Source organism: Bacteroidota bacterium, from assembly GCA_030017895.1.
GTDB lineage: Bacteria > Bacteroidota > Ignavibacteria > UBA10030 > BY39 > JASEGV01.
Genome location: JASEGV010000044.1, coordinates 1 through 12,607, shown reverse-complemented (window position 1 = coordinate 12,607; position 12,607 = coordinate 1). Strand labels below are relative to the sequence as shown.

General features: G+C 39.0%; 11 protein-coding genes. All 11 read left to right on the top strand.

The annotated features are described in order from the left end of the window. Positions 1–43: 43 nt before the first annotated feature. The gene (locus QME58_09460; GenBank protein MDI6804058.1) at positions 44–1,213 is read left to right on the top strand and encodes an acyl-CoA dehydrogenase family protein; all 1,170 of its coding nucleotides are present in this window, start codon (positions 44–46) and stop codon (positions 1,211–1,213) included. 43 nt (positions 1,214–1,256) lie between these two features. Then, positions 1,257–2,738, top strand: coding sequence for an IMP dehydrogenase (guaB, locus tag QME58_09455; protein MDI6804057.1), 1,482 nt, complete (start codon positions 1,257–1,259; stop codon positions 2,736–2,738). Position 2,739: 1 nt separating this feature from the next. Then, positions 2,740–3,846 carry an aminopeptidase P family protein gene (locus QME58_09450; protein ID MDI6804056.1) on the top strand — a complete coding sequence of 369 codons (1,107 nt, stop codon included), beginning with the start codon at positions 2,740–2,742 and terminating at the stop codon, positions 3,844–3,846. Beyond that, complete coding sequence (locus QME58_09445) at positions 3,846–5,135, top strand: glycosyltransferase (protein MDI6804055.1); 1,290 nt, start codon at positions 3,846–3,848, stop codon at positions 5,133–5,135. Before QME58_09450 ends, QME58_09445 begins: the two co-directional genes overlap by 1 nt. After that, positions 5,136–6,416: a phosphoribosylamine--glycine ligase gene (gene purD / locus QME58_09440; GenBank protein MDI6804054.1), complete on the top strand. Its 1,281-nt coding sequence runs from the start codon at positions 5,136–5,138 to the stop codon at positions 6,414–6,416. 47 nt (positions 6,417–6,463) lie between these two features. Continuing rightward, positions 6,464–7,393, top strand: a complete 930-nt coding sequence (locus tag QME58_09435) for an NAD-dependent epimerase/dehydratase family protein (protein ID MDI6804053.1) — start codon at positions 6,464–6,466, stop codon at positions 7,391–7,393. A gap of 85 nt (positions 7,394–7,478) precedes the next feature. Beyond that, on the top strand, positions 7,479–8,426 hold the full coding sequence (gene meaB / locus QME58_09430; protein MDI6804052.1) for a methylmalonyl Co-A mutase-associated GTPase MeaB: 948 nt from the start codon (positions 7,479–7,481) through the stop codon (positions 8,424–8,426). A 26-nt stretch (positions 8,427–8,452) separates the two neighbouring features. Beyond that, positions 8,453–9,688: an ATP-binding protein gene (locus QME58_09425; protein MDI6804051.1), complete on the top strand. Its 1,236-nt coding sequence runs from the start codon at positions 8,453–8,455 to the stop codon at positions 9,686–9,688. A gap of 135 nt (positions 9,689–9,823) precedes the next feature. Beyond that, positions 9,824–10,987 carry an acyl-CoA dehydrogenase gene (locus QME58_09420; GenBank protein MDI6804050.1) on the top strand — a complete coding sequence of 388 codons (1,164 nt, stop codon included), beginning with the start codon at positions 9,824–9,826 and terminating at the stop codon, positions 10,985–10,987. Between the two features lie 281 nt (positions 10,988–11,268). Then, positions 11,269–12,234, top strand: a complete 966-nt coding sequence (locus QME58_09415) for an integron integrase (protein ID MDI6804049.1) — start codon at positions 11,269–11,271, stop codon at positions 12,232–12,234. A gap of 173 nt (positions 12,235–12,407) precedes the next feature. After that, entirely contained in the window at positions 12,408–12,575 is a 168-nt protein-coding gene (locus QME58_09410; protein MDI6804048.1) for a hypothetical protein, read from the top strand. Positions 12,576–12,607: the final 32 nt, after the last annotated feature.

The following is a 12,607-nucleotide window of genomic DNA, read 5'->3' as shown; positions in this document are numbered from 1 at the left end:
TTTTCCCCCCCACAGTTCATTTTATAACGAAAGCGAGAAAAATATGAGTCAATTTAAAGGTGTCGATTATTACAATTTTGATTCTCTTCTTACAGAAGAGGAAATTTTAATCCGAAATACAATTCGCGAGTTTGTTGACGATAATATACTTCCAATCATCGAAGATTATTATATGAAGGGAGCTTTCCCGGCTCAATTGATTCCAAAAATGGCGGAGATGGGGATGTTCGGTGCAACACTTCCGGCAAAATATGGATGCGCCGAAATGAACAACGTAGCATACGGTTTAGTTATGCAAGAACTCGAACGGGGCGACAGCGGAGTTCGAAGTTTTGCATCGGTGCAGAGTTCACTCGTAATGTATCCGATTTATACATTCGGTTCTGAAACCCAAAAAGATTATTGGCTTCCAAAACTTGCACGCGCTGAGAAGATCGGATGCTTCGGTTTAACTGAACCGGATTTCGGTTCAAATGCCGGCGGTATGATTACACGCGCAGAAAAAACAGACAACGGCTACCTCCTCAACGGAGCTAAAATGTGGATAACGAACGGAACGATTGCTGATGTTGCTGTAGTGTGGGCAAAACTTAACGGCATCGTTCATGGATTTCTAATAGAGAAAGGAACAAAAGGATTCACCGCTCCCGAAATGAAGGGCAAGCATTCTCTGCGCGCTTCAGTCACTTCAGAATTAATTTTTGAAGATTGCGAAATACCTAAAGAAAATTTTTTCCCTAATACATCGGGTTTAAGGTCGCCGCTCATGTGCTTGAATCAAGCCCGCTACGGAATTGCGTGGGGCGTTATCGGTTCGGCTATGACGAGTTATGATACGGCACTTAATTATTCCCTCTCAAGAATTCAATTTGGAAAACCGATTGCAGGGTTTCAGATTACACAAGAAAAACTTGTGCACATGCTGACCGAGATTACAAAGATGCAATTTATGACTTTACAATTAGGACGCTTGAAAGATAAAGACGAGTCGCGCTTCCAACAGGTATCACTCGCGAAACGCAACAACGTAGCGCAAGCACTTGAAATTGGTAGAATAGCACGCGAGATATTAGGTGCAAACGGAATCTTAAGCGAGTATCCGATTATGCGCCACACAGCAAACCTTGAATCTGTAAAAACTTATGAAGGTACGCACGAGATGCACACTCTGATAGTGGGTGAAGATATAACTGGAATTGCGGCGTTTGAATGAGATAATGATTGAATCAATGAAAAAATGAATAAATGGAACAATTATGCAAACTAAATTCATAGGTGAAATTAAAAAATTCTTACCCGAAGCATTAACCTTCGACGATGTTTTGCTTCTTCCAAGAAAATCTAACATACTTCCCCGCGAAGTAGATGTAACCACAAGGCTCACGCGGAACTTGAAGTTGAACATTCCGATAGTTTCGGCAGCAATGGACACCGTTACCGAATCGGAACTTGCAATCGCACTTGCACGCGAAGGGGGTATCGGAATTCTACATAAAAATATGTCGATTGAACAACAAGCTCACCAAGTCGATTTAGTTAAACGTTCCGAAAGTGGTATGATTTTACAGCCCATCACGATGTATGTAAGCGGAAATGTCGGTGATGCTCTTTCATTAATGAATAAATATAAAATTTCCGGAATACCTATCCTCAACGAAAATAATCAACTGATTGGCATTGTAACGAATCGCGACCTACGTTTTGAAACCGACTTAAAACTTCCCATTGCATCTGTTATGACAGTAAAAATAATAACGGCACCTGCTGGAACAACACTCGAACAAGCCGAACGTATTTTGCAAAAATTCAAAATTGAAAAACTTCCGGTCATCGACAGAAACGGAAGGCTTAAAGGATTAATCACAGTAAAAGATATTCAGAAAAAGAAAAGGCATCCGAATGCCTGCAAGGATAATCACGGTCGTTTACGAGTTGGTGCAGGTGTTGGAATTACTGCTGATACTATCGAAAGAGTATCGGCTTTAATAAATGCACAAGTCGATGTTATCGTTGTCGATACTGCACACGGACATTCGCGTGGTGTAATTCAAATGACAAAACAAATAAAGAAAAAGTTTCCCGATGTTGAACTCGTAGCCGGAAATGTTGCAACATTCCAAGCAACAAAAGATTTAATCAACGCAGGTGTTGATGCGGTGAAAGTCGGTGTCGGTCCCGGTTCAATTTGCACAACTCGTGTTGTAACAGGAGTTGGTGTTCCGCAAATAACAGCAATTTATGAATGCTCGAAAGCAGCAGCAAAATCGGGAGTACCAATAATTGCTGATGGCGGAATCAAACAAACCGGCGACATAGCAAAAGCAATTGCTGCCGGTGCCGACTCAGTTATGATCGGCGGATTGTTTGCAGGAACCGAGGAAAGTCCTGGCGATAAAATGATATACGAAGGGAGAAGTTACAAAGTGTATCGGGGAATGGGCTCGATTGGTGCCATGCAAAAAGGGAGCAAGGACAGATATTTTCAGGATGTTGAAGAAGATATACAGAAATTAGTACCGGAAGGAATTGAAGGACGAGTTCATTATAAAGGGCAGCTCGGCGATATAGTCTATCAGATGATTGGCGGATTGCGCTCGGCAATGGGATATTGCGGAATAAAGAATATCGGAGAATTGAAAAAGAAAGCCCAGTTTATCCGCATAACCGATGCAGGTATGCGAGAGAGCCACCCTCACGATATTGATATTACTCAAGAGTCGCCGAATTATAGATTGTAGAATGCAACCAAAAACAAAAACAGACCACTTGAGAGAAATTCAAAAAATAATTCGCAGCCGCCTTTTCGAATTTAAACTCGATTGTTTTTTAATCACCTCGCTTCACCACGTCCGCTACATCAGTGGGTTTTCCGGTTCAGCTGGATTGTGTTTGGTTTTTAATAATTCACAATACTTCATCATCGATAAACGATATACCGAACAAGCCGCGAAAGAAATATCCGGCTGGAAAATCATTCCCTCGCAAAACGATATCTTCGAAACAATAGCTGAATATAATCTAATCAAAAATAATTTTCGAATCGGCATCGACGGTAATAACTTAACATTTGCTCAATATCAAAATTTGAAAAAATTATTTCCTAATAATCGTGTGCTTCCAAAAGCCGGCTTCATCGAAGATGTCGCAATCGTCAAAGATGCTTACGAAATTGAACAAATAACCAAAGCCGTTGAAATATCCGATAAAGTTTTTTCAAAAATTCTAACGATAATAAAACCCGGTATCCGTGAATTAGATATTTCAGCCGAAATTACTTATCTTCATAAGAAATTTGGCGGCGAACGCGACGCCTTCGAACCGATTGTTGCCAGCGGAATAAACTCGGCTTTTCCGCACGCACGCTCGTCTTCAAAAAAATTACGCAAAGGCGATATCGTAACTATCGACATCGGTTGTGTAGTGAATGGCTACAACAGCGATATGACAAGAACAATATTTCTTGGTGAGCCGAAATCGGACGCTGTAAAAATTTATCGAACGGTTTTATCGTCGCAATTAAATGCAATTGAAGCGGCAACTGAAGGATTAACTTACAAAGAGATCGACGCAGTTGCACGCAACATAATAACCGATGCCGGCTACGGCGATGATTTCACACACTCGCTCGGTCACGGAGTCGGACTTCAGATACACGAGCCACCACGGTTGTCAGCTAAAACTCCCGGCAACCTGAAAGCAGGCACCGTTGTAACAATTGAACCTGGAATTTATATCCCTGATTTCGGCGGTGTAAGAATCGAAGATATGATAGTAATCGAACGGCAACAAAGTAAACAACATCCAAATAAACTGACTCAATCAACTAAAGAAATGATTATTTTGTAATGTCTGATTCAACCAAAAATTCTCGAAACGTTCTCGTAATCGCTTACTACTTTCCTCCTATGGGTTTGAGTGGCGTTCAGCGAACTCAAAAATTTGTAAAATATTTACATCAATTCGGTTGGAAACCGACCGTTATTACCGTTACTCCAACCGGTTATTTTGCACAAGATTACTCTTTATTAGAAGAATTAAAAAATTCTAATACCGAAATTGTGAGAGTCGGTTCTCTCGATCCTAACAGGTTTTTTAAAAAAAAAGGCATTATAAAGATGCCATCTGAACGTACTCGTAAAATGTTTTCGTTTATCAGTGATGTTTTCTTTATTCCCGACAACAAAATCGGTTGGAAACTGAATGTTCTGAAAACTGCCGACGAATTATTCAAGAAAACTAAATTCGATATTATTTTTGCAACGTCTCCCCCGTATACCGACTTGCTTATCGGAAATGAATTATCAAAAAAATATAAAATTCCACTAGTACTTGATTACAGGGATGTATGGCACGAGTATCCGTTAAAAATTTATCCTACTCCATTACACAAGTACAAGAATTATAAATTAGAGCAGGAAGTATTACATAACGCAAAAAAAGTAATTACAACAAATCGCAGAGTTAAGGAACTTCTTTTAGCACGATATAAATTTTTACACTACAAAGACGTTGATATAATTCCGCAAGGATTCGATCCGGAAGATTTTGAGAAAAACAAACCTGCTCCCCGTTCACCTTCCAACAAAATGCGAATCACTCACGCCGGTGTTTTCTACGGTGAGCGAACTCCAAATTATTTTTTCCTCGCTCTTCAAAAACTTATTAAGGAAAATCCGCATCTTCAAAATCGTATCGAAGTGTTTTTCATCGGCAACTTCCGCGATGAAGATAAAAAACTGATAGACAAATATAATTTAGGAAACGTAGTTACGGTTTTAGGTTACCTCGAACATAACAAGTGCGTGCAATACATTATGTCGAGCGATTTGTTCTGGCTGATGTTGGATAACGACACACAATCACCCGGAAAAGTTTACGAATATATTGGTGCCCGCAAACCGATTCTCGCGAATGTTCCTGAAGGATTCATTCAACAAACGATTTTAGAATTCAACGGAAATATTGTACTTCCTCCGCAAGATGTGAACGCTACTGCTGGAGCGTTAAAAAATTTTTATATCAAATTTGAAAAGGGTGAGAAGTTTTCGTTAGATGAAGATAAAGTTAATTTTTATAACCGTATAAATTTAACAAATCAACTTGCAAATATTTTTGGATTTTTAACGGAAGTATAGATGAAAGTATTAGTCATAGGTTCGGGTGGGCGTGAGCATGCTTTGGTTTGGAAAATCAGGCAAAGTCCGCTGGTTACCAAAATATATTGTGCACCCGGCAATGCGGGTATCGGTGAAATAGCTGAATTAGTTCAAATCAAGCCGAACGACTTCGATTCACTTATCAAGTTTGTAAAAGATAACAGAATAGATTTTACGGTTGTGGGTCCTGAGCAACCACTGATTGACGGTATTGTCGATGTGTTTGAGGCAACTGGTTTGAAAATATTCGGACCTTCAAAATTGGCAGCCGAAATTGAGGGGAGCAAAACGTTCGCAAAAGAATTTATGGTGCGGAACAATATTCCAACCGCAAACTACAAATCGTTCAGCATCGAAAATCGCTTTGAAGCCGAACGCTATATTAACGAAACACCAGTGCCTATCGTAGTTAAAGCCGATGGACTGGCAGCCGGCAAAGGTGTTACGATTTGCGAAACTAAAGATGCAGCATTGGATATTTTAGATGCATTATTCACAAAAAAGATTTTGGGAACTGCCGGTGAAAAAATCGTTATCGAAGATTTTATGACAGGCGAAGAACTCTCAATACTTGCAATTACAGATGGCAACGATTTCGTAACACTTCCACCGGCACAGGATTATAAAAAAATTTTAGACGGCGACCTTGGTAAAAACACAGGCGGAATGGGCGCCTATGCACCAACTCCGTTCGTCGACGAAAACATACTCGATGAAATTAAACGCACTATCATTGAGCCAACAATTTATGGAATGAAAAAAGAAAGCAGACCATTCAAAGGATGTTTATATTTTGGTTTGATGCTAACAGAAACGGGACCTCGCGTGGTTGAGTACAATTGCCGATTCGGCGATCCCGAAACTCAGGTTGTGCTTCCACTAATAGAAACCGACATCATAGAATTGTTGCTTGCTTCGATTAACAATAATCTCGGTACAATAGAATTGAGAATAAAACCGGTTTCAACTGTGTGCGTGGTAATGTCGTCCCGCGGCTACCCTGATTCTTACGAAGTGGGTAAACCGATAACCGGTTTTGATAATATTAGTGGTAACGTTTTGATTTTTCATTCAGGCACTATATTTGAAAATGATGCGATTGTTACAGCCGGTGGAAGAGTTCTTGGGATTACTGCCCTCGGTAATTCGGATGATTTTGAAGAAACAATCCGCAGCGCCTATCGTGTTGTTGAAAAAATTACTTTTGATGGCGCCTATTACCGGAGTGATATTGGAAAGAAGGCGTTAAAACGATATTGAATCGTTCAGAAAAAGAATAAATAGATATATAAGAAAGGATAATCATTTTGAAAATTTTAGTAACAGGCGGTGCTGGTTTCATAGCATCGCACACAACAGATGCTTATATAAATGCCGGTCATTCGGTAGTTATAATCGACAACTTATCGATGGGGGTGAAAGAAAACATAAACCCGAAAGCAAAATTTTACCAACTGGATATTCGGGATGAAAAAGTAAAAGGAATTTTTGAACAGGAGAAATTTGACGTTGTGAATCACCACGCAGCCCAGATGGATGTGCGGAAATCAGTTGACGATCCTATGTTTGATGCATCGGTAAATATACTCGGCGTACTAAACCTGTTGGAAAATTGTAAAAAATATGATGTAAATAAATTCATATTCGCTTCGACAGGCGGAGCAATTTACGGTGAACAGGATTACTTCCCTGCCGACGAGATTCATCCCGTTCGTCCCCTGTCGCCTTATGGAATTACAAAATTAGCAACTGAAAAATATTTATTTTATTATGAACAGGTTTTCGGTTTGCCCTATGTTGTGTTGCGTTATGCGAACGTGTATGGACCGCGCCAAAACCCGCACGGCGAAGCAGGCGTTATTGCAATATTTGCCAAAAAAATGTTGGAGGGCGGTCAGCCACACATCAACGGCGACGGTAAACAAACACGCGACTACGTTTTTGTCAGCGATGTAGTAAGAGCAAACTTGCTCGCGTTAGAATATAGTAAATCGGATATATTTAACATCGGCACCGGTATCGAGACAGATGTTAATGTGCTGTTTAACCAAATCAAGAAACTAACAAATTCTAACTGCGACGAGTACCACGCACCCGCAAAACTGGGCGAGCAACTGCGAAGTGTTTTAGATACAAAGAAAATCGAAAAAGTGTTGAACTGGAAGCCACAATATAATATTGAAGAAGGTCTGCGGTTGACTGTGGATTTTTTTAAAAACAAAGCTTCAAAAGAATAAAACGCTTAGGCCGCAAATAAAAATAATCCCTTCGCGCTCTTCGCGTTATCTTTGCGTCCTCTGCGTTTAAAAAATTAAGTTTTAAATGAATAAATCTTTAAACATAGGCACTCAAATCCTCTCCGGCAAACGTGTAGCAATCGCGCGCGGAATTTCGCTGATTGAGAACGAACATCAAGACTCAAGATTGTTGTTAAAAGAAATCTACCCAAAAACCGGTAACGCGTACCGTATCGGAATTACCGGTCCACCCGGCGCAGGAAAAAGCACAATCACGAATAAACTCGCTGCACTATACCGCAAACAAAACCTGAAAGTCGGAATTATTGCCGTCGACCCCACTAGTCCCTTCACCGGTGGAGCTGTGTTGGGCGACAGAATTCGTATGACTGATGTCGAGATGGATGAAGGCGTATTTATTCGCAGTATGGCTTCGCGCGGAAGCTTGGGCGGCTTGAGCAACAAAACTGAAGAAGCTGGCGATATACTCGATGCCGCCGGTTACGAAATTATTCTGATTGAAACTGTTGGAGTCGGGCAATCTGAACTCGATATTGCGGGAACAGCCGATACAACTATCGTTGTCCTTGTCCCGGAATCCGGCGATTCAATCCAAGCTATGAAAGCCGGCTTGATGGAAATTGCCGACTTCTTTGTATTAAACAAATCGGATCGCGCCGGTGCCGACCAAGCTGTTATGGCAATTAAAATGATCTTGAACCTCCGACCCAAAGCAAATAACTGGAAGCCAGATGTTATACAAACTACCGCAAACGAAGGGAAAGGGATTGAAAAGATCGAAGAAACTATTTCTCATCATAGAAAATATTTGGTGGATTCATCTGGACTAAAAGGAAAAAGACAAAAACGAGTGATCAAGAGAATTCACGAAATCGTAAAAGAAAAACTCCATTTTGAATTTTGGAATGAGGCAAGAGAAAATTATTTACAATTGAATATAGAAAATGTAATTCATAAAGATTCAACGCCTTACGACTTGGCAGAAAAGTTATTACAGGGTTTTACGAAATAATTATAAGTCCCAAAATATATTAAGATATGCCCGAACAACAAAATATCGAATATAAACAAACCTGGCACGATGATTACCTGAAATTGATGGATGAGATACCCAACAAAATCAGGAATCTGATGGGAATTATCGCGGATGTGAATTTACACAAAGAAAAAGATCATCATTTTATTGAACTAATCGTACCGCCTTATTCAGTTCCTATTTCCTTGAGAGGCAGGTATTATTACCGAAGTGGCAGCACCAAACAGGAACTAACGGGTGCTTCCCTTAATGAATTTCTCCTCAAAAAATCTGGTAAAACCTGGGATGAAATTATCGAACCACGGGACACCTCGAATGACATCGACGAGCAAAGTATAAAATTTTTTTTACACGCATCCGAAAAAGCTGGACGGCTTCCAGAATACGATGGACATTCATTACCCGACTTGTTAGAAAAATTACGCTTAACAGAAAACGGACAATTGAAAAGAGCGACCATTATATTATTTGGAAAAGAACCGGGAAAATTTTATCCAAATACTTTTGTAAAAATTGGTCGATTTGGTAAGGGTGATGCCGATTTAAAATTTCAGGAAGTGGAGGATGGAAATTTATTCTCTCTGCTTTCGGCTGTTTTGAATCAGCTCAACCGTAAGTTTTTTACTAAACCCATTGACTTTGAGGGAATGCACCGCATTGAAAAAGGTGCATATCCTGTTGCTGCAATACGTGAAATGATGCTGAATGCATTAGTCCATCGGAGTTATATGGGAGCACCTATCCAAATACGCATCTACGATGATAAAATAAGTATATGGAATGAGGGTTTCTTACCAGAAGGATTAACATTGGACGCATTAAAGCGACCTCATCCCTCGAGACCAAGAAACCCGATAATTGCAGATGTATGTTTCAAAGGTGGATATATTGATGCGTGGGGACGCGGCACGATAAAAATTCTTGATAGTTGTAAAGCTGCTGAACTTCCTGAACCTGAGATGAAAGAACAGGACGGTGGCTTTTTGATAACACTTTTTAAAGACATTTTCAATGAGGAATATCTGGTGAAACTTGGACTGAATGAAAGACAGAAAAAAGCCATCTATTACATTAAAGTGTATAATAGCATCACCAATACACATTATCAAAATTTGAATAATGTTTCAAAAGCAACTGCAACACGTGATATAAAGGGATTAGTGGAAAAGGGGCTGATTGAAAATAGAGGAAGCAGAGGTTCGAGCGCTATTTATGTTTTGAAAGGAGTTGGTTCATAGTTGGCTCAGTTGGCTCACAAAGGGTTCATAATAGTATCAATTGCATCATAATTGCTTCATATTTAAATATTTTTTTAATTTGTTCTTCAAGAAAAAATCATATAATTTCAAACTACACTAAAAGGAATAACGAGTATGAATTCAACAGAACAAACAACACCGACATTCGAGCTAACTGAAAACCAGAAAATGGTTCAACAGCTTGCCCATGATTTTGGAGAAAAAGAAATCAAACCCGTTATTATGAAGTACGACGAATCGCAAGAGTTTCCTCATGACATTGTAAAGAAAATGGCTGAGTTGGGTTTCCTTGGAATTATTTTCCCGGAAGAATACGAAGGAGCCGGATTCGGTTATTTAGAATATGTTACAATCATAGAAGAAATTACAAAAGCCGACCCATCTATGGGTTTGGTAATTGCGGCACACAACAGTCTGTGCACAAACCATATTTACACATTCGGCAACGAAGAACAAAAGAAAAAATATCTCCCCGATTTATGTTCGGGCAAAAAGATTGGCGCGTGGGCACTTACCGAACCTTCATCCGGAAGCGATGCCGGCAGTATGAAAACAACTGCTATTCGGGATGGAAATTTCTATATTCTTAACGGGAGTAAAAATTTTATTACTCACGGCTCTGTCGGAAAAGTAACAGTTGTGCTGGCAATTACCGATAAATCAAAAGGCAAGAAGGGAATCTCTGCTTTCATAGTCGATAATGATACACCCGGTTATATTGTTAGTAAAAAAGAGAACAAACTCGGAATGCGTTCAAGCGATACGGCTGCAATCGCATTCGACAATTGTGCAGTTCCAATAGAAAACTTACTCGGTGAAGAAGGAAAAGGTTTTCATCAGGCACTTACAATATTGGACGGCGGACGTATTAGCATCGCTGCAAACGCACTTGGAATTGCACAGGGAGCTTTCGAGGCAAGCTTGAAATACTCGAAGGAACGCCAGCAATTCGGAAAACCGATTTCGGAGTTTCAGGCTATTCAATGGAAGCTTTCCGAAATGGCAACACAGATTGAAGCAGCTCGACTTTTAACTTATAGAGCTGCTTATTTGAAAACCAAAGGCGAAGAAATTATCAGAGAGTCATCGATGGCAAAGTATTATGCCGCTGAGGTTGCAGTTATGGTAACGAACGAGGCGATTCAGATACACGGTGGTTACGGATTTATAAAAGATTACCCTGTCGAAAAATTTTACCGCGATGTAAAGCTTGTAACAATCGGCGAAGGGACATCGGAGATACAGAAGTTAGTGATATCGAGAGAGTTGTTAAAATAGTTAGAAGGTATGGATTATTGGAGAAATGGATTGATGGAGTCCGCCGTTGGCGGATGGAATCATGGAATGATGGTAAAGATTTGAATGATTAACTGAAGTTACGCAGAATTGACTTTTTGTCATGTTGAGCGAAGCGAAACATCTAAAAATAGCCTGAATTTGAGGTTTCAGATTCTTCACTTCGTTCAGAATGACTCTTTTGCGTAACTTCAGTGATTAATGAGATTTGAGTTTGAAATAAATAATTTATATATTGGATTCAAATTACTGTCGGTTTATAAATGGAAGAGATACAAAATAAACCTAAGTTGTTAGATAGTGTAAAAATAAATCTTCGGACAAATCATTACAGTCAGAAAACTGAAGAAAGTTATGTAAATTGGATAAAAAGGTTTATTCTGTTCAACAATAAGCAACATCCTGAAAAAATGGGCGCAGAAGAAATAAAGCAATTCCTAAATTATCTTGCTATCGAAAAGCATGTTTCATCATCAACTCAGAACCAGGCACTTCATGGGATTTTGTATCTATACAAAAATGTATTGCAGAAAGATGTTGGCTGGGTAGAGGATATTAAAAGGGTAGCAAGAGCAAAACATTTGCCTGTAGTATTTTCAAAAAAAGAAATTGTTAAAATTTTTGAACACTTGCACGGAGTTCCAAAGTTAGTCGTTTCTCTCCTTTATGGAGGAGGATTGAGACTTTCGGAAGCATTAAGTATTAGAATAAAGGATATTGATTTTGATTACAATCAAATTATTGTTCGGGACGGAAAAGGTGAAAAAGACAGACATACCATTTTACCAAATTTAATTATACCCGATTTAAAGAATCATATGAATCAAGTTTATTTGCAGCATAAAGAAGATTTAACAAAAGGTAAAGGAGAAACAATCTTACCATACGCTCTCAAAAGAAAATATCCAAACGCCGGAAAAGATTTTGGATGGCAATATGTTTTTCCCGCCAATAAATTTATTAAAGAAAAGGAAAGTGGTTTGACTTTCCGATGGCATATTCACGAAAGTACAATACAGCGAGCAGTAAAAGAAGCAATTAAAAAATCGGGTGTAAACAAACAAGGCAGCCCTCATGCGTTTAGACATTCATTTGCAACCCATTTACTTGAAAACGGATATGACATTAGAACGATACAAGAACTCTTAGGTCATCAATCTGTAAAAACGACAATGATTTACACACATGTTCTCAATAGGGGGCTTGGTGTTAAGAGTCCGTTAGACTGAAAAGAGAATGGAATGATATTATGCAGACCCTATTTTTAAATATTGTTATAATTAACGAAAAACGAAACAATTGGAATGCATATATGCAGCACCGTGCATATATGTATTCTTTAACTAAACAAACGGTGCAGTATAATTAATAGTTATACGGTATCAATTATTAAAAGGTTAGTATGATGAAATTGCAATATTTATCTGACATTAGAGAGGATCAAAATAATTTCTGTTATCAAAATGAAAATCAAGCTCTTGATCGAGTTGGAGTTATTTATCGAACTGCACGACAAGGAAGGATTGCTAATGAAACTGCTATTTGTCTTAAGGGCGGTTCCAAAAATTGACTTATTGAATACTTTTTTTTGTATATTTAAGA

Coding starts and splice junctions, on each gene's coding strand:
- QME58_09450 (MDI6804056.1), top strand. CDS start 2,740: ATGCAACCAAAAACAAAAACAGACCACTTGAGAGAAATTCAAAAAATA.
- QME58_09410 (MDI6804048.1), top strand. CDS start 12,408: ATGATGAAATTGCAATATTTATCTGACATTAGAGAGGATCAAAATAAT.
- guaB (MDI6804057.1), top strand. CDS start 1,257: ATGCAAACTAAATTCATAGGTGAAATTAAAAAATTCTTACCCGAAGCA.
- QME58_09425 (MDI6804051.1), top strand. CDS start 8,453: ATGCCCGAACAACAAAATATCGAATATAAACAAACCTGGCACGATGAT.
- QME58_09445 (MDI6804055.1), top strand. CDS start 3,846: ATGTCTGATTCAACCAAAAATTCTCGAAACGTTCTCGTAATCGCTTAC.
- purD (MDI6804054.1), top strand. CDS start 5,136: ATGAAAGTATTAGTCATAGGTTCGGGTGGGCGTGAGCATGCTTTGGTT.
- QME58_09415 (MDI6804049.1), top strand. CDS start 11,269: ATGGAAGAGATACAAAATAAACCTAAGTTGTTAGATAGTGTAAAAATA.
- QME58_09420 (MDI6804050.1), top strand. CDS start 9,824: ATGAATTCAACAGAACAAACAACACCGACATTCGAGCTAACTGAAAAC.
- QME58_09460 (MDI6804058.1), top strand. CDS start 44: ATGAGTCAATTTAAAGGTGTCGATTATTACAATTTTGATTCTCTTCTT.
- meaB (MDI6804052.1), top strand. CDS start 7,479: ATGAATAAATCTTTAAACATAGGCACTCAAATCCTCTCCGGCAAACGT.